Origin of the sequence: Caballeronia telluris (assembly GCF_001544495.1) — a bacterium.
In the GTDB taxonomy this organism is placed as follows: domain Bacteria; phylum Pseudomonadota; class Gammaproteobacteria; order Burkholderiales; family Burkholderiaceae; genus Caballeronia; species Caballeronia telluris.
The window spans coordinates 68,801-92,186 of sequence record NZ_FCNZ02000024.1; the positions used below are offsets into that span (position 1 = coordinate 68,801).

Consider the following 23,386-nt stretch of genomic DNA (forward strand, 5'->3'; position numbering starts at 1 on the left):
GGCTTGTGAGTGCGCCGCAACGGCGTGCACAATGTCCGTCGAGGCGAGCACGCATGCCGATGTCAGAAGAATCAAACGAGTCGCAATAAAGACGCAGCCACGACAAGCAACCGTGTTGCAAGGTCGACAAGGGAGAGTGCCATGCATCGCTTCATCATCGTTGGAGGAGGGGCCGGGGGACTCGAGCTTGCCACGCGTCTTGGCGATCGCTACGGTTCCACCGACCGCAAGAAGGCCCCCGCGGCGCAGATCACGCTGATCGACCGCAATCCCACGCACATCTGGAAACCGCTCCTGCACGAGGTCGCGGCGGGCAGCATGGACCCGTTCACGCAGGAACTCGAATACGCGGCGCAGGCGCTGTGGCACGGCTTCGAGTTCGCGCAGGGCGAACTGGTCGCGCTGGATCGGAAAGCGAAGCGCATCACGGTCGGCCCGTTGCGCGACGACGAAGCCGGCGAACTGATCCCGCAGCGCGAACTCGAATACGACACGCTCATCGTCGCCATCGGCAGCACGACGCACTTCTTCGGCGTCGCGGGCGCGCAGGAAAATTCGATCGCGCTCGATACCGTCGGGCAAGCCGAGCTGTTTCGCAAGCGGCTGATCGCGGCCTGCATGCGCGCGGAGCATCGGCCGCCGGAGCCGGACATCCCCGGGCAGCCGAGGCAGCCGCGCATCCAGGTGGCGATCGTCGGGGCGGGCGCGACGGGCGTCGAATTGTCGGCGGAATTGCGCAACACGGCGCACGTGCTGTCGGCGTACGGGCTGCACAAGCTCGATCCGAAACACGACATCGGCATCGTGCTGATCGAGGCGGGGCCGCGCATTTTGCCGGCCTTGCAGGAACGCGTCTCGACGGCGACCGCCGAGTTGCTCACCAAGCTCGGCGTCACGCTGATGACCAGCGAAACCGTCGCGGAAGTCTCGCGCGATTCGATCCGCACGGCGAGCGGCAAGACGATTCGCGCCGACCTGACCGTGTGGGCGGCGGGCATCAAGGCGCCGGCGGTACTCGGCGAACTCGACGGCCTGCCGACCAACCGCCTCGGCCAGTTGATCGTGCGCCGCACGCTGCAAACCGAGATCGACGACGACATCTTCGCGATCGGCGACTGCGCCGCCTGCGCCTGGCCGGGCAACGAGCGCAACGTGCCGCCGCGCGCGCAGGCCGCGCACCAGCAAGCCAGCTTCCTGATGAAATCGCTCGCGCGCCGGCTGGAAGGCAAGCCGCTGCCCGAGTACACCTATCGCGACTTCGGCTCGCTCGTGTCGCTCGGGCATTACAGCGCGGTCGGCAATCTGATGGGCGGGCTGATCGGCGGGAACATGCTGATCGAAGGGCTCTTCGCGCGCTTCATGTACATGTCGCTGTACCGGCTCCACGTGGCCGCGCTGCACGGCTATCCGCGCATGGTGCTCGATACCTTCGCGCACTGGCTGCGGCGTTCCACCGCGCCGCGCGTCAAGCTGCACTGAGCGTTCAAGCTGTTTAGAATGAGCGGCGCGCCTTCGGGCGCGCAGTCCGGAGCGCGGTCCGAGGTTGCGCCGCGCTTCTTGCCGTGCAGTGCCACGCGTCGTCGCGTTCCGGGGAACGGCGCGCGGTCTCCGATTCCAGCGTCGTCCGGCGCAATGCAGCCGGCGGCCCTCGGCGGCCTTTGCCGCAGGAGCTTCGTATGCTTAAGCCTGAAGTCGACAGCCTCATTCCGCACGTTCCGTTCGATCGCCGCACCTTCATCAAGGCCACCATCGGGACCGGCTTCGCCGCCGCCGTGCTGCCCGTCTCGGCGCAAACCATCCATACCGACAGCGACGGCCTCGAAGCCGGTCCCATCGGCGTGCGCGGCGCCGATGGCGCGCTCGTGCCCGCCTATCGCGCGCAGCCGAAGGGCAAGACGAAGCTGCCGGTGATCATCGTGATCCATGAGATTTTTGGCGTCCACGAGCATATCGCCGACGTCTGCCGGCGCTTCGCGAAGCTCGGCTATCTGGCGATCGCGCCGGATTTCTATACCCGGCAAGGCGACGTGACGAGCCTCAAGTCGATCCAGCAGATCAGCGACCAGATCGTCTCGAAGGTGCCGGACTCGCAGGTGATATCGGACATCGACGCCACCGCCAAATGGGCAGGCGAGCACGGTGGCGACCTGAACAAGCTCGGCGTCACCGGGTTTTGCTGGGGCGGGAAGTACGCATGGCTCTACGCGGAACACAATCCGCGCCTGAAGGCCGCGGTCGTCTGGTACGGGCGCGTCACCGGCGACAAGACGGCCAACAATCCGAGCTTTCCGCTCGACAACGTCGCCGAGTTGAAGGCGCCCGTGCTCGGACTCTATGGCAAGCAGGACCAGAGCATCCCGCAGGACACCCTCGAGCAGATGAAGCAGGCGATCGCGGGCGGTCCAGCGGTCGCGCGCGGCTCGCAGTTCGTCGTCTACGACGACGCGCCGCACGCGTTTTTCGCCGACTATCGCCCGAGCTATCGCAAGGCCGACGCCGAGGACGGCTGGCGCCGCGCCCTCGCGTGGTTCAAGGAGCACGGCGTCAAGTAAGGACGCCGCGCGCGCGTTACGCGGTCAGGCCGTCGCGCCCGTCGCGACGGGCCGCGACGGGTTCGCGCACCATTCGCTCCACGAGCCGCCGTAGAGCGCCGCGCCGTGCAGTCCGGCGATCTCCATCGCGAGCGCGTTGTGGCAGGCCGTCACGCCCGAGCCGCATTGCAGCACGACGCGATCGGGCGGCGTCTTGCCGAGCAACGCGCCGAACGCGTCGCGCAACTCGTGCGCCGTGCGGAAACGGCCCTCGTCGGTCAGGTTGTCCTTGAAGAAGCGATTGAGCGCGCCCGGAATGTGGCCGCCCACCGGATCGATGGTTTCGTTTTCGCCGCGATAGCGGTCGGCGGCGCGCGCGTCGATCACCAGGTGGTCGCGCGCGGTTAGATTGCGTTCGACCGCGTGAACGTCGACAGTCACCGCGAGCGGCTTGCCGGCCTTGAAATTGCCGGGCGAATGCGGCGGCACGTGCGTGTCGAGCGGCTGGCCGGCGGCTTCCCACGCCTGCAGGCCGCCGTCGACGAGCGCGACCGAATCGTGTCCGAGCCAGCGCAGCAGCCACCAGAGGCGCGCGGCGTACATCCCGCCCGCTGCGTCATAGGCGACGACCTGCTGGCCTTCGTTCAGCCCGAAACCCGCGAGTTTCGCGACGAGCGCCGCGCGATCCGGCAGCGGATGGCGTCCATTCGCGCCGGTTTTCGCGCCCGACAGATCGCGATCGAGATGCAGGTAATGCGCGCCCGGCAGATGGCCGGCCGCGTAGGCGGCAGCGCCTGCTTCGGGCGCGGCGAGATCGAAGCGGCAATCGAAGACGAGCACGCTGCCGGGCGCGGCGGCAAGCCGTTCGGCCAGATTGGCGGCGGAAATGAGCGTGGTGTAGTGCGTGTGCGGCATGACGGCTCCTGATGCTCGCCCGGCTTGCCTTGCAAAGAAGGGCGGGCGTTTTCGAGTAATGGATACACTCAGTCTAAACAAAAAAAACGCGCGCAAAGAGCGAAGTCGGATGCTCGCTCTTCGGTCGGCCATCGGGCGCCAATGCAAAAAGCCGCGTTCATTGCTGAACGCGGCTTTTTTCGTCATGAGCGCGGTACGCGCTTCAAATTTCGCCAAGCTGATGCCGCAGGAACTCGTGGAAATGCTGCATGCCCGATTCCATCGGGCTTTGATACGGCCCGACCTGCGATTCCCCGCGCGACATCAGCGCGCGGCGGCCCGCATCCATGCGTTCCGCGATCTCGTCGTCCTCGCGCGCCGTTTCCATGTACGCGGCGCGTTCCGCCTCGACGAACTCACGCTCGAAGAGCGCGATCTCCTCGGGATAGTAGAACTCGACGATGTTCGTCGTCTTCTGCGCGCCGCGCGGAATCAGCCACGACACCACGAGCACGTGCGGATACCACTCGATCATGAGACCGGGGTAGTACACCATCCAGATCGCGCCGAATTCGGGCGGCGTGCCGTTGCGGAACTTGAGTACTTCGTCGTGCCATTTCCGGTACGTCGGGCTGCCCGGCTTTTCCAGGTTCTTGTGCACGCCGACCGTCTGCACGCTGTACCAGTCGCCGAATTCCCAGGTCAGGTCGTCGCACGAGACGAAGCTGCCGAGGCCCGGATGGAACGGCGCAACGTGGTAATCCTCCAGATACACCTCGATGAAGGACTTCCAGTTGTAATTGCACTCGTGCACTTCGACGTGATCGAACATGAAGCCCGAGAAGTCGAAATGTTTCGCGGTGCCGAGGCGCGCGAGATCGGCCGCGACGTTGCGGCCCTCGGCCTCGAAGAGCAGGCCTTGCCAGTTCTGCAGCGGCGTGGCGCCGAGATTCAGGCAGGGCTTGTCCGCGAAATGCGGCGCGCCGAGCAGTTCGCCCTTCAGGTCGTAAGTCCAGCGGTGCAGGGGACAGACGATGTTGTCCGCCCGGCCGCGCCCGTTGAGCATGATCGCCTGCCGGTGGCGGCAGACGTTCGACAGCAATTCGATCTGCGATTGCTGGTTGCGCACGAGCAGGCGCCCTTCGCCCTCGCCAGGCAAAGCGAAATAGCTCCCCGCTTCGGGAACCATGAGTTCGTGCCCGATATAACGAGGACCCTGCTTGAAAAGTGTTTCGAGTTCGCGCGTCAGAAGCGCTTCGTCAAAGTAAGCCGTGACTGGCAGTTGGCTATGGACAGCCTTCAACTGCAATGCATTGCTCAGATTGGACATTCCCACTCCCGATGAAGACGTGAAAGCAGTGAACAACCCAACCATCGAAAATTCGATTTAGGGAGCCCGCGATTATACCCAAATCCCCTTTTCCGGGGCGCCAAGGTCCTGATTTGGGTCAATTTCCGCACGGGAGTTCCGGGGTTCCGGCGGGGAATTGGCAGCGTTTCCGGACACATGCGCGCGTGCCGGACGGGCGTTCGCGCAGGCGCGCAAGGCCCGGTGCGTATGGCGGGCGACGGCTTGAAGGTCGGAAAACCGGCTTTTGCCGTAGAATGTCCGACTTGTTCCCAAAAATTCGATTCCACACCAACGATTCATGGCGAAAACCGCAACAGAGGAAGCCGCCGGCGCGCCAGGCAACAGCGGCACGGCCCTCCCGGAGAACTACGAAGCGGCGCTGACAGAACTCGAGGGGCTCGTCGCGCGCATGGAAGGCGGAGACCTGAGTCTCGAGGAATCGCTCACGGCGTACCGCCGAGGCGCGGCGCTCGTTGGCTTTTGCCAGCAGCAGCTCGAAAAAGTCGAGCAGCAGGTTCGCGTGCTTGACGGCGACACGCTCAAATCGCTGCCCACGGACGCGCGGCGCGCAGGCGAGGGCAACGGGGACGACCTATGACATTCGAACAATGGATGCGCGCCAGTCTCGACCGTGTCGAGACGGCGCTCGAACACTATCTGCCGGGCGCGGACGTCGCGCCGGCCAGGCTGCATGAAGCGATGCGCTACGCGGTTCTCGGCGGCGGCAAGCGCGTTCGGCCGCTGTTGTGCCACGCAGCCGGCGAGCTGACCGGCGCGAGCGCGCAGGCGGTCGAAACGGCGAGCGCCGCGCTGGAAATGATCCATGTGTATTCGCTCGTGCATGACGACATGCCCGCGATGGACGACGACGCATTGCGTCGCGGAAAGCCCACCGTACACGTGCAATATGACGAAGCGACGGCACTGCTCGTCGGCGATGCGTTGCAGTCGCAGGCGTTTGTCGCGCTCACGGCCAACGGCAATGGTCTGAACGATGCCCAGCAGGCCGCGCTCGTGCGCGAACTGGCGGTCGCGAGCGGCTCGCTCGGCATGGCAGGCGGGCAGGCCATCGATCTGGAAAGCGTCGGCCGGAAGCTGTCGCGGCCGGAGCTGGAAACGATGCATCGGAAGAAGACGGGCGCGTTGCTGCGCGCGTCGGTGCGCATGGGCGCGCTCGCGGGCGCCACGCCCGACGCGGCGGCGCTCAAGTCGCTCGACGCCTACGCGGCGGCCGTCGGTCTCGCATTTCAGGTGGTGGACGACATCCTCGACGTCACCGCCGACTCCGCCACCCTCGGCAAAACCGCGGGCAAGGACGCGCAGCACGACAAACCGACCTACGTGTCGATCATCGGACTCGATGCGTCGCGCGAACTCGCAGCGCAACTGCGCCGCGACGCGCACGCCGCGCTCGAACCGTTCGGCCCGCGCGCCCAGCGCCTTGCCGAACTCGCTGACCTGGTCGTGAACCGGGTGCACTGAACGTTGAATGCGTGATTCCGTGGCCAGCACCGAAAAACGCGCCGCCGGATCACGCCAGTTTTCCTAAAATGGGACGACGATGTACGACTTGCTGAAAACCATCGACGATCCGGCCGCCCTGCGCGCCCTCGATCGCCGCCAACTGCAACCGCTTGCCGACGAACTGCGGGCCTACGTGCTCGACAGCGTGTCGCAGACGGGCGGTCATCTGTCGTCGAATCTCGGCACGGTCGAGCTGACGATCGCGCTGCACTATGTATTCGACACGCCCCGCGACCGCGTCGTCTGGGACGTCGGCCATCAGACCTATCCGCACAAGATCCTGACCGGCCGCCGCGACCAGATGCCCACGCTGCGCCAGCTCAACGGCATTTCCGGCTTCCCGCGCAGGAGCGAGTCCGAGTACGACACGTTCGGCACGGCGCATTCGAGCACGTCGATTTCGGCGGCGCTCGGCATGGCGGTCGCGAGCAAATTGCAGGGCGACAACCGCTTCTCGATCGCCGTGATCGGCGACGGCGCGATGACCGCCGGCATGGCCTTCGAGGCGATGAACAACGCGGGCGTCGAGGACGACGTGCCGTTGCTCGTGATTCTGAACGACAACGACATGTCGATTTCGCCGCCGGTCGGCGCGCTGAATCGCCATCTCGCGCGCCTGATGTCGGGCCGTTTCTATGCCGCCGCGCGCGCCGGCGTGGAGCGCGTGCTGCGCGTCGCGCCGCCGATGCTCGATCTCGCCCGCAAGCTCGAAGAGCACGCGAAGGGCATGATCGTGCCGGCCACGCTGTTCGAGGAATTCGGCTTCAACTACATCGGCCCGATCGACGGTCACGACCTCGATTCGCTGATCCCGACGCTGCAAAACATCAGGGAACTGCGCGGGCCGCAATTCCTGCACGTCGTGACGAAAAAGGGCCAGGGCTACAAGCTCGCCGAAGCCGATCCGGTGCTCTACCACGGCCCGGGCAAGTTCAATCCGGCGGAAGGCATCAAGCCGTCGACGGCGCCGTCGAAGAAAACCTACACGCAGGTGTTCGGCGAGTGGCTGTGCGACGCCGCCGCGCTGGATTCGCGCGTCGTCGGCATCACGCCCGCGATGCGCGAGGGCTCCGGCATGGTGGAGTTCGAGAAGCGTTTCCCGGACCGCTATTTCGACGTCGGCATCGCCGAGCAGCACGCCGTGACGTTCGCGGGCGGTCTGGCGGCGGACGGCATGAAGCCGGTCGTCGCGATCTATTCGACGTTCCTGCAACGCGCCTACGACCAGCTGATCCACGACGTCGCGCTGCAAAACCTGCCGGTCGTGTTCGCCATCGACCGCGCGGGGCTCGTCGGCGCCGATGGCGCGACGCACGCGGGCAACTACGATCTCGCGTTCATGCGCTGCATCCCGAACATGACGGTGATGGCCGCGTCGGACGAAAACGAGTGCCGTCAGATGCTCTACACCGCGCTCCAGCAGCCGGGACCGGCGGCCGTGCGCTATCCGCGCGGCGCGGGCACGGGCGTCGCGACCGTCAAGCAGATGACCGCGATTCCGCTCGGAAAGGGCGAAATCCGCCGCGAATCGTCGCAGAAGCTCGGCTCGGGCAAGCGCATCGCGATTCTCGCGTTCGGCACGATGGTCGCGCCGTCGCTCGCGGCCGCCGAAGAACTCGACGCCACCGTTGCGAACATGCGCTTCGTGAAGCCGATCGACGCCGATCTGCTGCGCGAACTCGCCGCGACCCACGACGCGCTCGTGACCGTGGAGGAAGGCGCGATCATGGGCGGCGCGGGTTCCGCGTGCGTCGAGGTGCTGCTCGCCAGTTCGGTCATCAAGCCGGTGCAGCAATTGGGCCTGCCGGACGTGTTTATCGATCACGGCGACCCGGTCAAGCTGCTCGCGAGCGTTGGTCTGGACGGCGCGGGCATCGCGAAATCGATCCGCGAGCGCTTCCTGACCGACGTCGACAGCGCGGCGGGCAAACTGAGCAAGCGCGTCGCCTGAAATAGAACGCGACGGGCGGCGCGTCCCGGGGAATGCGCGCCGCTTGGTCTCACCTTGAAGCTTCAATGCCGGCGCGCCATCGCCGATCACGCCGCGCGTCGCCCGGGAGAGGCGCGCGTCGAATGAGGACATAACAAGATGAATCAGATGAATCCCGCCTTCGTCATGCCCGACGTGCAGAGCACGCCGGACACCCGTCAGATTCCGATCCAGCGCGTCGGCGTGAAGGGCGTGCGGTATCCGCTCACCGTGCGCACGCAAAGCGGCGACGCGCAGCCGGGCGTCGGCGTGTGGAATCTCGACGTGCATTTGCCCGCCGAGCAAAAAGGCACGCACATGTCGCGTTTCGTCGCGTTGCTCGACGAACACCGCGCGCCGCTCGATCAGGCCGCGTTTCGCGCGATGCTTCAGTCGATGCTCGCGAAACTCGAAGCGCACGCGGGGCGCATCGAAGTGACGTTTCCGTATTTCGTGATGAAGACGGCGCCCGTTTCCGGCGTCGAGAGCCTGATGGATTACGAAGTCACGCTGACGGGCGAACTGCGCGACGGCACGACGCGGCTGTCGCTCAAGGTGCTCGTGCCGGTGACGAGCCTCTGCCCGTGTTCGAAGAAGATTTCGCAGTACGGTGCGCACAACCAGCGCTCGCACGTCACGATTGCCGCCGAACTCGCGGGCGAATTGCCCGTCGAGGATCTGATCCGGATCGCGGAAGAGGAAGCGTCGTGCGAACTCTGGGGCCTGCTCAAGCGCCCGGACGAAAAGTTCGTGACCGAGCGCGCTTACGAGAACCCGAAGTTCGTCGAAGACCTCGTGCGCGATGTCGCGACGCGGCTGAACGCGGACGAGCGCGTGCTCGCGTACACGCTCGAAGCCGAAAACTTCGAGTCGATCCACAATCACAGCGCCTACGCGGTGATCGAGCGCGGCAAGCGCGTCTGATTCACGCGAGCGCGTGAACGCGAGAAGGCCGATCCCAGGATCGACCTTTTTTCATTGCAGCGGCCCGCCGCGCACCGAATCCAGCACGATCGACGCGAGCCGCTCGACCTGCGCCGGCGCGACCGTCGAGGCGCGCAGTAACGCGAGCGGGATTGTCGGCAATTCGGGCAGTCCGCTTTCCTCTGATTTGAGCGCGCACACCGACGACGGCAAGCCGTAACGCGTGCGCACGGTCACGCCGAGCCCCGCCGCGGCCGCCGCCCACAAGCCCGCGAGACTCGGACTCGTGAAGGCGACACGCCATTTGATGCCCGCGCGGTCCAGCGCCTCGGTCGCCATGCTGTGAAAAAGACACGGCCGGTCGAACGCGATGAGCGGCAACGGTTCGTCGTCGTCGCGGGTCCACGGCAGGCTGGACGAGCCGATCCAGCACATGTGCGGCACGGCGACCGGTTCGGCCAGTTCCGACGCGGGCGCGCCCCACACGAGCGCAAGATCGAGCTGATTCGATCCGATGCGCTCCAGCAGGTCGGTGTTACGCGCAACCCGCGCCTCGATGCGCACCTTCGGATGCGCGCGCGCAAACCGCCCGAGCACGTCCGGCAGCACGACTTCGCCGAAATCCTCCTGCAAGCCGAGCCGGATCCAGCCTTCCAGATGGACGCTGCGCATCGCGACGGCCGCCTCGTCGTTCAGTTCGATCAGGCGGCGCGCGTAACGCAGCATGGTCTCGCCGGCTTCGGTGAGCGCGAGACTGCGCCCGGACTTGCGAAAGAGCGTCGTGCCCGCCTGCTCTTCAAGCTTGCCCATCTGCGCGCTGACCGCCGACGTCGACCGCCCCACGCGATCCGCCGCCTTCGCAAAACTCCCGAGGTCGATGCCCGCGACGAAGCTGCGCAGCACCGCGAGATCGAACGAAATCTGGTTCATCGCAATCGTCCTGATTTATCGAATGGTGAGTGAAAAACTTTCTGATATTCAGGATGATCGTAAAGCGTGAAACTGCTCCCGTCAATTTCGGAGAACAGGATCATGGCAACACCGCTGGATTTTCAAAGCGCGGCGCGCGGTGAATCGCATCGCTGGAAGGTGCTCGGCGTGGGCGTCGTGGCGAACGCGAGTTTTTCGGCGGCCGTCAACGGCATTCCGACCACGGCCGTCTGGCTGCGCGAAGGTTATCGCTTCGACAACGCGCAACTCGGCCTCGTGCTCGGGGCGATGGGGCTGGGCGTCGCGGTATCGGAACTGCCGTGGGGGATGCTCACCGACCGCTGGGGCGACCGCCCCGTGCTGCTGAACGGCCTCGCGGGCACCGCCGCCGCGCTTCTGGCGATGGCGTTGTTCGTCGTGCCGCACGGCGCTCACGCGATTCCCCCGCTCGGCTGGCTCGTGTTCGGCATGTGCGTGACGGGACTCATCAGCGGCAGCGTCAACGGTTCGAGCGGACGCGCCGTCATGGCGTGGTTCCGCGAAGGCGAGCGCGGACTCGCGATGAGCATCCGCCAGACCGCCGTCCCGCTCGGCGGGGGACTCGGCGCGCTCGTGTTGCCGTGGCTGGCGGCGTCGCACGGATTCGCGGCCGTGTTCGGTGCGCTCGCGGCGATGTGCGCGCTCTCCGCCGCGATCACCTGGCGCTGGCTGCACGAGCCGCCGTTCGCACAGGCGCCGGCGAATGTGCCGCACGCGGCGCCGTTGCGCGATGCGCAAATCTGGCGCGTCGTGCTCGGCATCGGCCTGCTGTGCTCGCCGCAGTTCGCCGTGCTCACGTTCGCGACCGTCTTCCTCCACGACGCCGCGCATCTCGGCCTCGTCGCGATCAGCGGGACGATGGCCGTCGTGCAGATCGGCGCGATGGCGATGCGCATCTGGAGCGGCCGGTTCACCGACCGTCGCGGCAACCGGCGCGCGTATCTGCGTGGCTCGACGCTCGTCGCCGCAGCGTCGTTCGCGGTGCTCGCGACGGCGCTTGAAGCATTCCACGTTTCCGGCGCGCTCTTGATGGCGCTCGTCGCGTTTGCCGGAATTTGCGTGTCGGCGTGGCACGGCGTGGCCTACACCGAACTCGCGACGCTCGCCGGCGCCGCGCGCGCTGGAACCGCGCTCGGGATGGCGAACACGGCAGTTTTCGCGGGCCTTTTCGTCACGCCGCTCGTGATTCCGCATCTGCTCGCGGCCGGATCGTGGGGCGCGGTCTGGTTCGTGGCGGGATTGTGCGCGCTCGGCGCTTATCCGTTGTTTCCGAAGCCCCGGCGACCTTAAACTGGCTATCCCGAAAATAAATTGCGGAGCGCCGGACCTTGATCCTGATCGGCCAATACGATTCCCCGTTCGTGCGACGCGTCGGCGTCGCGCTGACGCTTTACGAGATATCTTTCGAGCACAAGCCGTGGTCGGTCTTCGGCGCCGCCGGCAAGATCGCGCCGTTCAATCCGCTGATCCGCGTGCCGACGCTCGTGCTGGATTCGGGCGAGGTGCTGATCGAGAGCGCGATGATCCTCGACTATCTCGACGAGGAAGCGGGCGCGGACAAGCGGATGATGCCCGCGTCGGGCCCCGCGCGCCGGCAGACGCAGAAGATTTGCGCGCTGGCGACGGGTCTCGCCGACAAGGCCGTCGCGCTTGTCTACGAGCGCGTGCTGCACAAGGAGAAGTCGGCGATGTGGGTGGAGCGCTGCACGGGACAGGTGGAGCGCGTGCTGGACGTGCTGGAAGCGGACCGCGCGGCGCGCGCCACGCCCTGGTGGTTCGGCGATTTCATCAGTCACGCCGACATCGCCGTGGCCTGCGCGCTTTGTTTCGCGCGCGAGGCGCATCCGGCGCTCTTCACGGCGACGCGCTGGCCGACACTCATCGCGCATGCCGACCGCTGCGAGGCGCTGCCGGCGTTTCAGGCGATCGTGCAGCCGTTCAATCCGCCGAGCTGATGGTTACGCCGCCGCCAGCGAGGTCAGGTCCCAGCGCGGCTTGACGGTGAACGCGTAGTCGCGCACGGCCTGCTCCGGCCAGCGCGCGAGGCGCAGCGCGCCAGCGAGCGCGATCATCGCGCCGTTGTCGGTGCAAAGCGCCAGGTCGGGGTAATGCACGTCGAAACGGCGCTTTTTCGCCGCAGCCGACAGCGCCTCGCGCAACTGCCGGTTCGCGCCCACGCCGCCCGCGACGACGAGCCGCTTCAGCCCCGTCTTCTTCAGCGCGGCGAGCGATTTCGCGACGAGCACGTCCACGGCGGCATCGACGAAACCGCGCGCCAGATCCGCCTTCGCTTGTTCGCAGACGTTCGCGCCGAGTTTGCGGCTCTGCGTGAGGACGGCCGTTTTCAAACCGCTGAAGCTGAAATCGAGGTCGCCGGAATGCAGCATCGGGCGCGGCAGCACGACCGCGCCCGGCGTGCCGAATTCCGCCATCCGCGAGACTTCCGGCCCGCCCGGATAGCCGAGGCCGAGCAGCTTCGCCGTTTTGTCGAAGGCTTCGCCGGCGGCGTCGTCGAGCGTTTCGCCGAGCGTCTCGTACACGCCGACGTCGGTCACGCGCATCAATTGCGTATGGCCGCCCGACACCAGCAACGCGACGAACGGAAACGGCGGCGGCTCGTCGACGAGCAACGGCGAAAGCAAATGCCCTTCGAGGTGGTGAATGCCGACGGTCGGCTTGTCCCACGCCATCGCGAGCGCATTCGCGACGCTCGCGCCCACGAGCAGCGCGCCCGCGAGGCCGGGGCCCTGCGTGAACGCGATGGCGTCGATGTCACCGCGTCCGGCGCGCGCTTCCGACATCACCTGTTCGAGCAGCGGCAACGCGCGCCGGATGTGATCGCGCGACGCCAGTTCCGGCACGACCCCGCCATATTCGCGATGCATCGCGATCTGCGAATGCAGCGCGTGCGAGAGCAGGCCGCGCTCGGTGTCGTAGAGCGCGAGGCCGGTTTCGTCGCAGGAGCTTTCGATGCCTAGAACTAGCATGGGAATCAACGTCTTAGGGAACATGAAAGTATAGCAGCGGGGCCTTCGGCGCGTGCCTCGCGGCGGCGTTTCGCCGGGCGCGCCGGTTACAATGCGCGCCATGGAATCCTTCGATATCGCCGTCATCGGCGCGGGCGCGGCCGGCATGATGTGCGCCGCGGTCGCCGCCCAAAGCGGCCGCCGCGTCGTCCTGATCGACCACGCCGAACGCCTCGCCGAAAAAATCCGCATCTCCGGCGGCGGGCGCTGCAACTTCACGAACATCAACGCGGGACCGGCCAATTTTCTGTCGGCGAATCCGCATTTTTGCCGTTCCGCGCTCGCCCGCTACACGCCGCGCGATTTCCTCGCGCTGCTCAAGCAATACCGCGTGAGCTGGCACGAGAAGCACAAAGGCCAGCTTTTCTGCGACGACTCCAGCGAATCGATCATCGAACTGCTGAAAAGCGAATGCGACGCCGGGCGCGTCGCGTGGCGCCGTCCGGTGACCGTCGACGCCGTCCGTCGCGACGGCGAACGCTTCGCGCTCGACACGACTGCCGGCACGATCGAAGCGGCGGCGCTCGTCATCGCGACGGGCGGCTTGTCGATTCCGAAGATCGGCGCGACGGATTTCGGCTATCGCGTGGCGAAGCAGTTCGGCCACAAGCTCGTCGACATGCGTCCGGCGCTCGTGCCGCTTACCTTCGCCGCCGACGACTGGGCGCCGTTCTCGGCGCTTTCGGGGCTGTCCGTCGAAGTGGACCTGAGCACGGGCAAAGGCAAGACGCGCGGTGAGTTTTCCGAAGATTTGCTGCTCACGCATCGCGGGCTGTCCGGGCCGGGCGTGCTGCAGATTTCGAGCTACTGGAACCCGTCCGAGCCGATCCACATCGACTTGCTGCCGGGCATCGACGCGGCCGAGGCGCTCCTTGCCGCGAAAGCGGGCTCGAAGAAGCACATCGCGACGTTTCTCGCCGAGCACGTGCCGGTGCGCCTCGCGCATACGTGGCTCGAAGCGCAGGGCGTTCCCGCCGACGCCCGTCTTGCCGATTTGCCGGACCGCACGCTGAAGGCGGTCGGTGAGTCGCTGTCGCGCTGGACGCTCACCCCGAACGGCACCGAAGGGTATCGCAAGGCCGAGGTGACGCGCGGCGGCGTCGACACGCGCGAACTGTCCTCGGCGACGATGATGAGCGCGCGCACGCCTGGTCTGTACTTCGTCGGCGAGGCGGTAGACGTTACCGGATGGCTCGGCGGATACAACTTCCAGTGGGCGTGGGCGTCGGGCGTCGCGGCGGGCCAGGCCGTCGCCGAATTTGCCCGCGAGCGAGCGCTGCGCGACTCCGCCTGAGACTGCCGAAAGTCCGATGCGGCAAGGCTTCGGGCGCGGCGATGCGGGCCCGGAGCCCACTCGAAACGGCGAATCGACCTGCTATACTCGATCGGTACATTGGGTCGATCGGCGATATCGTAAAAAGTCCTTTGCGTGGCGCGTCGCTCGCATCGAACGGATCACATTGAAACGCGGCGGGGAACCTCCATGTGTTCCATTGCCAGCGGATATCGGCCGCGTCATGGCCCGCTTGAGGAAGCATCCCAAGCGGGTTTTTGCTTTCTTCGCCTCGATTTGCACGGCGGCGAAGGCAGCGGCAGGCCGGCCCATTCTCTCCAAATTTGCAATTGCACCGGGTGAACGATGAGCCTCAAGGACCAGATCAGCGACGACATGAAAACCGCGATGCGCGCACGGGAAACCGAGCGCCTTGGCACGATTCGCCTGTTGCTCGCCGCGATCAAGCAACGTGAAGTCGACGACCGCGTGACGCTCGACGACGCGGCCGTGACCGCCGTCATCGACAAGATGATCAAGCAGCGCAAGGACTCGATCAGCCAGTTCCAGAGCGCCGGCCGCGACGACCTGGTCGCCAAGGAAAGCGCCGAACTCGCCGTGCTCGCGGCGTACATGCCGGAGCAACTGTCGCCCGAGGCGATCGCGGCGGAAGTAGAGGCCGCCGTGGCCGCGACCGGCGCCGCCGGCCCGCAGGACATGGGAAAGGTCATGGGCGTGCTCAAGCCGAAGCTCGCGGGCAAGGCGGACATGACGGCCGTCTCCGCGCAGGTCAAGGCGGCGCTGTCGAAGTAAGCGCGCACGGTGATTCCGCACGCGTTCCTCCAGGATTTACTTAACCGCGTCGACATCGTCGACGTGGTGGGTCGCTTCGTCCAGTTGAAAAAGGGCGGCGCGAATTTCATGGGCCTGTGCCCGTTCCATAACGAGAAGAGCCCGTCGTTCACGGTCAGCCCGACCAAGCAGTTCTATCACTGCTTCGGCTGCGGCGCGCACGGCACGGCGATCAGCTTCCTCATGGAGCACACAGGGCTCACGTTCCCCGAGGCAGTCAAGGAACTCGCGCAGTCGGTCGGATTGACCGTGCCGCAGGAACCGTCTTCGTTCAGGGGCGGCGGCGGCGAAGGCTACGCGCCCGCGCCGAGCAAGGCGGTGAGCGTCGCGCTGACGGAAGTCATGCAGACCGCCTGCGACTTTTATCGCAAGCAGTTGCGCGGCGCGCCCAATGCGATTGCCTATTTGAAAAAGCGCGGGCTGACGGGCGAGGTCGCCGCGCGCTTCGGCCTCGGTTATGCGCCGGACGGATGGCAGAACCTCGAAACTGCCTTTCCCGACTACCGCAACGACAACCTCGTCGAAGCGGGACTCGTGATCGTCAGCGAGAAAAACGACGCGCAGGGTCAGGCGCGGCGCTATGACCGCTTCCGCGAGCGCGTGATGTTCCCGATCCGCAACGTGAAGGGCAGCGTGATCGGCTTCGGCGGGCGCATTCTCGACAGCGGCGAGCCGAAGTATCTGAATTCGCCCGAAACGCCGTTATTTAGCAAGGGCAGCGAGCTTTACGGCTTGTTCGAGGCGCGTCTTGCGATTCGCGAACTGGGCTATGTGCTCGTCGTCGAAGGATATATGGACGTGGTCGCGCTCGCGCAGCTCGGTTTCGCGAACGCGGTCGCGACGCTCGGCACCGCCTGCACGCCGGTTCACGTCCAGAAGCTGTTTCGCCAGACCGACACCGTCGTGTTCAGTTTCGACGGCGACGCGGCGGGCCGCCGGGCGGCGCGTCGCGCGCTCGAAGCGTGTCTGCCGCACGCCGCCGACAATCGCACCATCCGGTTCCTTTTTCTCCCGAAGGAACACGATCCGGACAGCTACGTGCGCGAGTTTGGCACCGACGGCTTCGGCGAACAGGTCGACCGGGCGATGCCGCTGTCGCAGTTCTTGCTGAACGAGGTGCTGAACGACAAGGAGCTGGATCAGCCCGAAGGCCGCGCGAAAGCGCTGTTCGACGCGAAGCCGTTGTTGCAGGCGTTGCCGGCGAACGCGTTGCGGGTGCAGATATTGCACATGCTTGCAGACCGGCTCGCCACGCCGTTCGGCGAGATCGCCGCGTTATGCGACATCGATTCGCGCGCCGCCGCGGTCGCGCGCTCGGCGCTGCCGAAAAGCGAGCGCCGTCGGGTGACGGGCCAGGAGCAACGGGCATTGCGGAATCTCGTGATGTATCCGGGAATCGCGAAAGCGCTCGACAGCGAGAGCGAACAGACGCTCGTGACGATGACCGAGCACGGCGAGTTGTTCGGGGAGGTGATCGGCCACGCGCGCGAGTTGGGCGAGAGCGCGGAGTTTCAGATGCTTTCAGACCTGTTGAGAAACGCCGCGAATGCTCCGACATACGAAGACATCTTTCAGGAAATTCTCGCCTATGATGAAAATGTGCGGGACCTCCTGATGCGTGATCCGGCGGACGAAAGTGCGGCGGAGCGGGTCGCCGAGCAACGCAAGCTGCTCGCGGAAGAATTGCAGGCGACAGTCGTGAAACTGCGCCATGACAGCTACCGCGCTCGGCTGGATCAACTGGCGCGGCAGTCGTCGCTGTCGGCGGAGGAAGTGGCCGAATTCAGCGAGTTGTCGGCCAAGGCCGCGCAGATTAAGGCGGGGCGGGTGGTGAGCCCGGAGAGATAAACCTGGAATGCTATAATTAAAGACTTTAAGCAAGTTGTTTTTTGAGTTTGTTTTCCTTGTGTGGCGCGCGTCATTCGTCTGGTTTTTCAGGCACGTCGTGCGCGCGGCGAAATAGGCAAATGGCAAAGACTACGAGCGGCAAAAAAGCGACGGGACAGGGCTCGAACGAGCCGGAACGGGCAGCGGCACACAAGGAGTCAGCTTCTCTCGCGGGCGTGTCGCCAGCCGGCGCGCACCAGGCGCCGAACTCGAAAAAGAAGGCGCTGGCTGAATCGACTGCGAAGAAGGCATCGGCGACAGCGGTCAAGCCCGTGCGCACACCGGAGAAAGCGCCCGACGGGGCCGAAACGCTCGCAGCCGAACAGACGGGCAGAAGGGTCGCGGCTGTTATGGAGGGTAGGAACGAGGGCCGAAGTCCGCCAGTACGCGAGGGCCCCCGCGACAACCCGGGACATGGCACGCAGGACGAAGCAGCGCGCGTACATTCAGTATCCACGGTTCCATCGGCTGCCGTCCAGCAGCCGCGAGTCGAGACTAAAGCCGGCACGGCGAATTCCATGACGAAAAAGCTGAACGAAGTACCCGTCGAAGACGACGCAACGCAAAACGCAGAGCCTGCGGGTGTCGCGGCTCCGTCGGCGAAGGTGAAGGCACGTGATCGGCGCGCGAAGGAAAAAGCGCTGCTGAAGGACGCGTTTGCCTCGGCGGCGCCCGGCACGCTCGAAGAGCTGGAGGAGCGGCGCGCGAAACTGCGCGCGCTCATCAAGCTCGGCAAGGAGCGCGGCTATCTGACGTACGCGGAAATCAACGATCACCTGCCCGACAACTTCACGGAAACGGAAGCGATCGAAGGGATCATCAGCACGTTCAACGACATGGGCGTGGCCGTCTACGAACAGGCGCCGGATGCGGAAACGCTGCTCCTGAACGACAACGCGCCCGCCGCTTCTTCCGACGACGAAGTCGAGGAAGAAGCCGAAGTCGCGCTGTCCACCGTCGATTCCGAATTCGGCCGCACGACCGACCCGGTCCGCATGTACATGCGTGAAATGGGCACGGTCGAGCTGCTCACGCGCGAAGGCGAAATCGAGATCGCGAAGCGGATCGAAGACGGCCTGAAGCACATGGTCATGGCGATCTCCGCCTGCCCGACCACCATCGCGGACATCCTCGCGATGGCCGAGCGCGTTCAGAACGAAGAGACGCGCGTCGACGAACTGGTCGACGGCCTGATCGATCCGAACGCCGAGGACGCCGACGGTTTCTCCGAGCAGGAAGCGGAAGCGATCGAAAGCGAAGACGAGCAAGAGGAAGCGGAAGAGAGCGACGACGAGGAAGAAGAGGACGAAAGCACCGCGCAGGCGAATGCGAACGCCGCTCAGCTCGAAGCGCTCAAGCGCGCGTCGCTGGAGAAGTTTTCGCTCATCAGCGAATGGTTTGACAAAATGCGCCGCGCCTACGAGAAGGAAGGCTACAAGTCGAAGGCGTATTTGAAGGCGCAGGAAGCCATCCAGACCGAACTGATGTCGATCCGCTTCACCGCGCGTACCGTCGAGCGCCTGTGCGACACGCTGCGCGCGCAGGTGGACGAGGTGCGTCAGGTCGAGCGCCAGATCCTGCACACGGTCGTCGACAAGTGCGGCATGCCGCGTGCCGAATTCATCACGCGCTTCCCGGGCAACGAGACGGACCTCGACTGGTCGGAGAAAGTCGTCGCCGAAGGTCACGGCTACAGCGCGATCCTCGAACGCAACATTCCCGCGATCCGCGAGCAGCAGCAGCGTCTGCTCGACTTGCAGGCGCGCGTCGTGTTGCCGCTCAAGGACCTGAAGGAAACCAATCGCCAGATGGCAGCGGGCGAACTGAAAGCGCGTCAGGCGAAGCGCGAAATGACGGAAGCGAACCTGCGGCTCGTGATTTCCATCGCGAAGAAGTACACGAACCGCGGCCTGCAGTTCCTCGACCTGATCCAGGAAGGCAACATCGGCCTGATGAAGGCGGTGGACAAGTTCGAATATCGTCGCGGCTACAAGTTCTCGACTTACGCGACGTGGTGGATTCGTCAGGCCATCACGCGTTCGATCGCGGACCAGGCGCGCACCATCCGGATTCCGGTCCACATGATCGAAACGATCAACAAGATGAACCGGATTTCGCGGCAGATCTTGCAGGAAACCGGTTTGGAACCCGATCCGGCTACGCTCGCCGAAAAGATGGAGATGCCGGAAGACAAGATCCGCAAGATCATGAAGATCGCGAAAGAGCCGATCTCGATGGAAACGCCGATCGGCGACGACGACGATTCGCATCTCGGCGACTTTATCGAGGACACGAACACGGTCGCCCCGGCCGACGCCGCATTGCACGCGAGCATGCGCGATGTCGTCAAGGACGTGCTCGATTCGCTGACGCCGCGCGAGGCGAAGGTGCTGCGCATGCGCTTCGGCATCGAAATGAGCACGGATCATACGCTCGAGGAAGTCGGCAAGCAGTTCGACGTCACGCGCGAACGGATTCGTCAGATCGAAGCGAAGGCGCTGCGCAAGCTTCGTCACCCGAGCCGCTCCGACAAGCTGAAGTCGTTCCTCGAAGGGAACTGACCGGCTCTTGTCTTGCGAGGCGTTGTGAGGCAAACTCGCAACCCTCGCAGAACAAGCGCAATGTTCCGATGTATCGAAAAGCGCCGCCCGGCGCTTTATTTTTGCCCCTTGCTCATTAAAAGGGCCGGAAGCTTAATTGGTATAAGCTGTCGACTCATAATCGACCGATAGTGGGTTCGAGTCCCACCCGGCCCACCAGCTCGTCTCGCTCCTGTACTCCTCTTGCGCGCCCGCGCCTGTGCGCCTCTGTTTTCGGCGATACGCTTAGAATCGACGAAAGGGCCACGAAAGCCCCCTACGCATCAAAAGGAGCGAGACACATGGACAACACACCGAATCTGAAGCGCTACGAGTTGCTGATCGGCGGCGAATCCGTGCCGCCGAGCGGTGGCACCTATTCGACCGACCTCGACCCCGCCACCGAAACGCCGATCGCGCAGGTCGCGCAGGGCACCGCGGCCGACGTCGACCGCGCCGTGCTGGCCGCCCGCGCGGCGCTTAAACCGTGGAACGCCATCCGCGCCGCCGAGCGCGGCCGCATTCTGATGCGTTTCGCCGAACTGCTGCGGCAGAACCAGGAAGAACTCGCGGCCGTCGAGAGTCTCGACTGTGGCAAGCCGATCGCGGGCGTGCTGCGCCAGGACGTGCCCGCCGCTATCGACACCGTCGCGTACTACGCCGGCTGGTGCGACAAGATCAACGGACAGGTCGTGCCCGCGCGCCCGGACGCGCTCACATACACCGTGCGCGAGCCGGTCGGCGTGGTCGCGGCGATCGTGCCGTGGAATTTCCCGCTGATGATCGGCATGTGGAAGATCGCGCCCGCGCTCGCCTGCGGCTGCACGCTGATCGTGAAACCCGCGGAAATCACGCCGCTCTCGGCGCTGATGATCGGCCGGCTCGCGCTCGAAGCCGGCGTGCCGCCGGGCGTGCTCAATATCGTGACGGGCAAGGGATCGGTGGTCGGCGATGCGCTCGTCGCGCATCCGGGCGTCGACAAAGTTACGTTCACCGGCTCGCCGTCGGTCGGACGCGGGATTCTGCAAGGCGCCGCCGTCAACTTCAAGCGCGTGACGCTGGAACTCGGCGGCAAGTCGGCGAACGTGATTTTCGCCGACGCCAATCTCGACGCCGCCACCCGCGCCGCCGCGTCCGGCATCTTCTTCAACGCGGGTCAGGTGTGCTCCGCGGGCTCGCGCGTGCTGGTGCAGCGCGCGGTCTACGACGACGTCGTCGAGCGGATCGCCGAGCGCGCGCGGGCGATCAAGCTCGGCGATCCGTCGAAGCGCGAGACCAACATGGGCCCGCTGATTTCCGCGAAACAGATGCAGACCGTGCTGGATTACGTCGACATCGGCCGGGGCGAGGGCGCGTCGCTCGTGACCGGCGGCCAGCGCGTAGGCGAGCGCGGCTACTTCGTCCAGCCGACCGTGTTCGCGAACGTCGAGCACGAGATGCGCATCTCGCAGGAGGAAATCTTCGGTCCGGTGGTGAGCGTGATCCCGTTCGACGACGAAGCCGACGCGCTGCGCATCGCCAACGGCACGGCGTACAGCCTCGCGGCGGGCGTCTGGAGCGCGGATATCGGCCGCGTGCACCGGATGGCGGCGGAATTGAAGGCAGGGACGGTGTGGGTGAACACCTACGGCTACACCGACGTGCGGCTGCCGTGGGGCGGCTCCGGCGATTCCGGCTTCGGGCGCGAGCATGGCGATGTCGCGATCGAAAACTTCACGGAGCCGAAGGCGGTCTGGGTGTCGCTCGCGCCCTGACGAAGAAAGGCGGCCGAGGCCGCCTTTCCTTCAACGCAACCGCGACGCTCAGGCATGCGCGGCAACTTCGTTGCGCGAGCGCCAGAGACGGGCGCGGCGCGCGCTGTCGTCGTTCTTGACGGTGTTCGCACGGCACGCTTCCAGCACGGCGTTCTTGCGCTCGACGATCGCCTGGCACAAGAAATCGGCGCTGTAGGCCGTCAGCAGATGCGGGCAATGCGATTCGATGTAATTCGCGATGCGGCCGTAGTCGCTTTCGACGGCAGCGAGCGAGCGGTAGGTATCGGCATCCCAGCGGAACATCAGGTCGAGTTCCTCGAAGGCGTTGTTGTACGCGCAGAGTTGCGCCTGGGTTTCGCGGTCGTCGCTGTGCGTTGCGTGGTTCATCGTCGTCTCCTGTTTTGGCCGTGAGGGGTTAGAAACAGGATAGGAACTTCAATCCATATACGACAGTTAAAGTTTTTTCGAATAACGATAAGAAAAACTTTATGAATTCGGCCTGCCGGTTTCTGCACCGATATGGGTGATCTCTTCGATCTGCGCGGCGCCTTCGTCGATCAGGAATTGCTTGAACGCGAGCGCGACCGGCGGCAGCCGTTTGTTGTTCCGGTGCACGATGAACCAGTTGAGCTTCACCGGAAATCCTTCGATGTCCAGCACGGCGAGCTTGCCGACCTGCAATTCCAGGCTGATCGTATGCGCGGAGAGAAAGCTGATGCCCATGCCCGCGATGACCGCCTGCTTGATCGTCTCGGTGCTGGTGATTTCCATCGCGATATTCAGCCGCGGCAGCCGGCCCGCGAAGCCTTCCTCCATCGAATTCCAGGTGTCCGAGCCCTTTTCGCGGACGATGAACGGTTCGTCGGCGAGCGCTTCGAGCGGAATGCGCGTCTTGCCGACGAGCGGATGATCCGGCGGCGCGACGATCACGTATGGATGCGGCGCGAACGACACGTTCTCGGTGTCCATGTCTTTCGGCGGGCGGACCATGATCGCGAGATCGGTGAGATTGTCGGACAACTGATGCAGCAGTTCCTCGCGATTGTGGACCGCGAGGTTCAGCCGCACGTCGCTATTGCGCTGCGTGAAAGCGGCGAGCAGACGCGGGAAAAAATAGTCGCCGGCGCTGATGACCGCGACGTTCAGCGTGCCGCCCGAAATGCCTTTCAGGCGCGCCATGGCGTCGTCGGCTTCGCGGAACTGCTCCAGAATGGCCCGGCTGTAATGAAGCATTTCATTGCCAGCCGGCGTCAGATAGATTTTCTTGCCGAGCTGCTCGAAAAGCGGCAATCCAGCGTGCTCCTCCAGTTGCTTGACCTGCGTCGAAACCGCCGGCTGCGTCAGGTAAAGCTCCTCTGCGGCACGCGAAAAACTCAGTCGGCGCGCGACCGTTTCGAAGATTTTCAACTGCCGAAGCGTGGCATTGCGCATCACGGCGGAACCCTCCATCCATTCACGATCGCTAATTTATACAATAAATTTTTATAACTTTCCCTAATCGTTTTTCTCCTCCACGATGCTTTCACGCCCGGCAATTGTTGTAAGCCGTGCAACATTCATGACGTGCGGCCGCCTGCCCGCGCCGCGTGGTTTGAGCATTTCCCCTGACAGACCGACCCGTTGCTGCACCGGCACAATACGCCGGTGAACCTGCACGACATCAAGCGCCGCACGAGCGCTACGACTTATAAATTGGAGACAGACATGGCAAACGCAGGCACAGTCACGTCCGGGCATCCGCTCGGCCGTCATTCCAACCGATGGGTTCAACTGGCGATCGGCATCATCTGCATGGGCCTGGTCGCGAATCTGCAATACGCGTGGACGCTCTTCGTCGTGCCGATGGATGCCAA

Annotated in this window: 20 protein-coding genes, 1 tRNA gene and 1 pseudogene; 15 read left to right on the forward strand and 7 right to left on the reverse strand. The window is 65.0% G+C overall.

Features of this window, described 5'->3' with window-relative positions; all coding sequences use genetic code 11:
* Window positions 1-141 precede the first annotated feature (141 nt).
* Together AWB66_RS25255 and AWB66_RS25260 are read left to right on the forward strand one after the other, a co-directional pair.
* Window positions 142-1,479, forward strand: coding sequence for an NAD(P)/FAD-dependent oxidoreductase (locus AWB66_RS25255; protein ID WP_087632815.1), 1,338 nt, complete (start codon window positions 142-144; stop codon window positions 1,477-1,479).
* Window positions 1,480-1,676: 197 nt separating this feature from the next.
* Window positions 1,677-2,552, forward strand: a complete 876-nt coding sequence (locus tag AWB66_RS25260; RefSeq protein ID WP_087632816.1) for a dienelactone hydrolase family protein — start codon at window positions 1,677-1,679, stop codon at window positions 2,550-2,552.
* A gap of 24 nt (window positions 2,553-2,576) precedes the next feature.
* Here AWB66_RS25260 and AWB66_RS25265 read toward each other — a convergent pair whose 3' ends face one another.
* Both AWB66_RS25265 and AWB66_RS25270 read right to left on the reverse strand, forming a co-directional pair.
* Window positions 2,577-3,446 carry a sulfurtransferase gene (locus tag AWB66_RS25265; RefSeq protein ID WP_087632817.1) on the reverse strand — a complete coding sequence of 290 codons (870 nt, stop codon included), beginning with the start codon at window positions 3,444-3,446 and terminating at the stop codon, window positions 2,577-2,579.
* Between the two features lie 202 nt (window positions 3,447-3,648).
* Window positions 3,649-4,755 carry an aromatic ring-hydroxylating oxygenase subunit alpha gene (locus AWB66_RS25270; protein WP_087632818.1) on the reverse strand — a complete coding sequence of 369 codons (1,107 nt, stop codon included), beginning with the start codon at window positions 4,753-4,755 and terminating at the stop codon, window positions 3,649-3,651.
* A 319-nt stretch (window positions 4,756-5,074) separates the two neighbouring features.
* Between AWB66_RS25270 and AWB66_RS25275 the strand changes: the two genes are divergently transcribed.
* The 4 genes from AWB66_RS25275 (at window position 5,075) to folE2 (ending at window position 9,193) form a co-directional block, all read left to right on the forward strand.
* On the forward strand, window positions 5,075-5,374 hold the full coding sequence (locus AWB66_RS25275; protein ID WP_087632819.1) for an exodeoxyribonuclease VII small subunit: 300 nt from the start codon (window positions 5,075-5,077) through the stop codon (window positions 5,372-5,374).
* Window positions 5,371-6,258: a polyprenyl synthetase family protein gene (locus tag AWB66_RS25280; protein WP_087632820.1), complete on the forward strand. Its 888-nt coding sequence runs from the start codon at window positions 5,371-5,373 to the stop codon at window positions 6,256-6,258. The genes AWB66_RS25275 and AWB66_RS25280 overlap by 4 nt, the downstream gene beginning before the upstream one ends.
* A 79-nt stretch (window positions 6,259-6,337) precedes the next feature.
* Window positions 6,338-8,251 (forward strand): 1-deoxy-D-xylulose-5-phosphate synthase, encoded by a 1,914-nt coding sequence (dxs, locus tag AWB66_RS25285; protein WP_087632821.1) that lies wholly within the window; start codon window positions 6,338-6,340, stop codon window positions 8,249-8,251.
* A gap of 138 nt (window positions 8,252-8,389) precedes the next feature.
* The gene (gene folE2 / locus AWB66_RS25290) at window positions 8,390-9,193 is read left to right on the forward strand and encodes a GTP cyclohydrolase FolE2 (RefSeq protein ID WP_087632822.1); all 804 of its coding nucleotides are present in this window, start codon (window positions 8,390-8,392) and stop codon (window positions 9,191-9,193) included.
* A gap of 51 nt (window positions 9,194-9,244) precedes the next feature.
* Here the strand turns inward: folE2 and AWB66_RS25295 are convergent, their stop codons facing one another.
* Window positions 9,245-10,123 carry a LysR substrate-binding domain-containing protein gene (locus AWB66_RS25295; RefSeq protein WP_087632823.1) on the reverse strand — a complete coding sequence of 293 codons (879 nt, stop codon included), beginning with the start codon at window positions 10,121-10,123 and terminating at the stop codon, window positions 9,245-9,247.
* Between the two features lie 102 nt (window positions 10,124-10,225).
* Between AWB66_RS25295 and AWB66_RS25300 the strand changes: the two genes are divergently transcribed.
* The gene (locus AWB66_RS25300) at window positions 10,226-11,452 is read left to right on the forward strand and encodes an MFS transporter (protein ID WP_087632824.1); all 1,227 of its coding nucleotides are present in this window, start codon (window positions 10,226-10,228) and stop codon (window positions 11,450-11,452) included.
* A gap of 38 nt (window positions 11,453-11,490) precedes the next feature.
* Window positions 11,491-12,117 (forward strand): glutathione S-transferase family protein, encoded by a 627-nt coding sequence (locus AWB66_RS25305; protein ID WP_087632825.1) that lies wholly within the window; start codon window positions 11,491-11,493, stop codon window positions 12,115-12,117.
* 3 nt (window positions 12,118-12,120) lie between these two features.
* Here the strand turns inward: AWB66_RS25305 and tsaD are convergent, their stop codons facing one another.
* Window positions 12,121-13,149 carry a tRNA (adenosine(37)-N6)-threonylcarbamoyltransferase complex transferase subunit TsaD gene (gene tsaD / locus AWB66_RS25310; protein ID WP_087632836.1) on the reverse strand — a complete coding sequence of 343 codons (1,029 nt, stop codon included), beginning with the start codon at window positions 13,147-13,149 and terminating at the stop codon, window positions 12,121-12,123.
* A 100-nt stretch (window positions 13,150-13,249) separates the two neighbouring features.
* Between tsaD and AWB66_RS25315 the strand changes: the two genes are divergently transcribed.
* From AWB66_RS25315 to dnaG, 3 genes are all read left to right on the forward strand, one after another.
* Window positions 13,250-14,482 (forward strand): BaiN/RdsA family NAD(P)/FAD-dependent oxidoreductase, encoded by a 1,233-nt coding sequence (locus AWB66_RS25315; RefSeq protein ID WP_087632837.1) that lies wholly within the window; start codon window positions 13,250-13,252, stop codon window positions 14,480-14,482.
* Between the two features lie 345 nt (window positions 14,483-14,827).
* The gene (locus AWB66_RS25320) at window positions 14,828-15,274 is read left to right on the forward strand and encodes a GatB/YqeY domain-containing protein (RefSeq protein ID WP_087632826.1); all 447 of its coding nucleotides are present in this window, start codon (window positions 14,828-14,830) and stop codon (window positions 15,272-15,274) included.
* Between the two features lie 9 nt (window positions 15,275-15,283).
* Complete coding sequence (dnaG, locus tag AWB66_RS25325) at window positions 15,284-17,161, forward strand: DNA primase (RefSeq protein ID WP_087632827.1); 1,878 nt, start codon at window positions 15,284-15,286, stop codon at window positions 17,159-17,161.
* A gap of 70 nt (window positions 17,162-17,231) precedes the next feature.
* Here dnaG and AWB66_RS34520 read toward each other — a convergent pair whose 3' ends face one another.
* Window positions 17,232-17,468: a hypothetical protein gene (locus AWB66_RS34520; protein WP_235021230.1), complete on the reverse strand. Its 237-nt coding sequence runs from the start codon at window positions 17,466-17,468 to the stop codon at window positions 17,232-17,234.
* Window positions 17,469-17,550: 82 nt separating this feature from the next.
* Here AWB66_RS34520 and rpoD point away from each other — a divergent pair, with 82 nt between their 5' ends.
* From rpoD to AWB66_RS25340, 3 genes are all read left to right on the forward strand, one after another.
* Entirely contained in the window at window positions 17,551-19,761 is a 2,211-nt protein-coding gene (gene rpoD, locus AWB66_RS25330) for an RNA polymerase sigma factor RpoD (protein WP_235021229.1), read from the forward strand.
* 121 nt (window positions 19,762-19,882) lie between these two features.
* A tRNA-Ile gene (locus tag AWB66_RS25335) sits at window positions 19,883-19,959 on the forward strand.
* 122 nt (window positions 19,960-20,081) lie between these two features.
* Window positions 20,082-21,533: an aldehyde dehydrogenase family protein gene (locus AWB66_RS25340; RefSeq protein ID WP_087632829.1), complete on the forward strand. Its 1,452-nt coding sequence runs from the start codon at window positions 20,082-20,084 to the stop codon at window positions 21,531-21,533.
* A 48-nt stretch (window positions 21,534-21,581) separates the two neighbouring features.
* Here AWB66_RS25340 and AWB66_RS25345 read toward each other — a convergent pair whose 3' ends face one another.
* A complete protein-coding gene (locus AWB66_RS25345; RefSeq protein WP_087632830.1) occupies window positions 21,582-21,920 on the reverse strand; it encodes an HAD family hydrolase in 339 nt (112 codons plus the stop codon).
* Window positions 21,921-22,019: 99 nt separating this feature from the next.
* The gene (locus tag AWB66_RS25350; protein ID WP_087632838.1) at window positions 22,020-22,964 is read right to left on the reverse strand and encodes a LysR family transcriptional regulator; all 945 of its coding nucleotides are present in this window, start codon (window positions 22,962-22,964) and stop codon (window positions 22,020-22,022) included.
* 273 nt (window positions 22,965-23,237) lie between these two features.
* On the opposite strand from AWB66_RS25350, the pseudogene AWB66_RS33085 reads away from it, so the two are divergent.
* Window positions 23,238-23,386: pseudogene (locus AWB66_RS33085) on the forward strand (oxalate/formate MFS antiporter); the annotation flags it as partial.

Bases quoted from the DNA above. Each gene is read 5' to 3' on its own strand.
- AWB66_RS25255 (WP_087632815.1), top strand. From the start codon at position 142: ATGCATCGCTTCATCATCGTTGGAGGAGGGGCCGGGGGACTCGAGCTT.
- AWB66_RS25300 (WP_087632824.1), top strand. From the start codon at position 10,226: ATGGCAACACCGCTGGATTTTCAAAGCGCGGCGCGCGGTGAATCGCAT.
- AWB66_RS25270 (WP_087632818.1), bottom strand. From the start codon at position 4,755: ATGTCCAATCTGAGCAATGCATTGCAGTTGAAGGCTGTCCATAGCCAA.
- dxs (WP_087632821.1), top strand. From the start codon at position 6,338: ATGTACGACTTGCTGAAAACCATCGACGATCCGGCCGCCCTGCGCGCC.
- AWB66_RS25315 (WP_087632837.1), top strand. From the start codon at position 13,250: ATGGAATCCTTCGATATCGCCGTCATCGGCGCGGGCGCGGCCGGCATG.
- AWB66_RS25275 (WP_087632819.1), top strand. From the start codon at position 5,075: ATGGCGAAAACCGCAACAGAGGAAGCCGCCGGCGCGCCAGGCAACAGC.
- AWB66_RS25260 (WP_087632816.1), top strand. From the start codon at position 1,677: ATGCTTAAGCCTGAAGTCGACAGCCTCATTCCGCACGTTCCGTTCGAT.
- AWB66_RS25265 (WP_087632817.1), bottom strand. From the start codon at position 3,446: ATGCCGCACACGCACTACACCACGCTCATTTCCGCCGCCAATCTGGCC.
- tsaD (WP_087632836.1), bottom strand. From the start codon at position 13,149: ATGCTAGTTCTAGGCATCGAAAGCTCCTGCGACGAAACCGGCCTCGCG.
- folE2 (WP_087632822.1), top strand. From the start codon at position 8,390: ATGAATCAGATGAATCCCGCCTTCGTCATGCCCGACGTGCAGAGCACG.
- AWB66_RS25350 (WP_087632838.1), bottom strand. From the start codon at position 22,964: ATGCGCAATGCCACGCTTCGGCAGTTGAAAATCTTCGAAACGGTCGCG.
- AWB66_RS25345 (WP_087632830.1), bottom strand. From the start codon at position 21,920: ATGAACCACGCAACGCACAGCGACGACCGCGAAACCCAGGCGCAACTC.
- AWB66_RS25280 (WP_087632820.1), top strand. From the start codon at position 5,371: ATGACATTCGAACAATGGATGCGCGCCAGTCTCGACCGTGTCGAGACG.
- AWB66_RS25340 (WP_087632829.1), top strand. From the start codon at position 20,082: ATGGACAACACACCGAATCTGAAGCGCTACGAGTTGCTGATCGGCGGC.
- rpoD (WP_235021229.1), top strand. From the start codon at position 17,551: ATGGAGGGTAGGAACGAGGGCCGAAGTCCGCCAGTACGCGAGGGCCCC.
- AWB66_RS25295 (WP_087632823.1), bottom strand. From the start codon at position 10,123: ATGAACCAGATTTCGTTCGATCTCGCGGTGCTGCGCAGCTTCGTCGCG.
- AWB66_RS25320 (WP_087632826.1), top strand. From the start codon at position 14,828: ATGAGCCTCAAGGACCAGATCAGCGACGACATGAAAACCGCGATGCGC.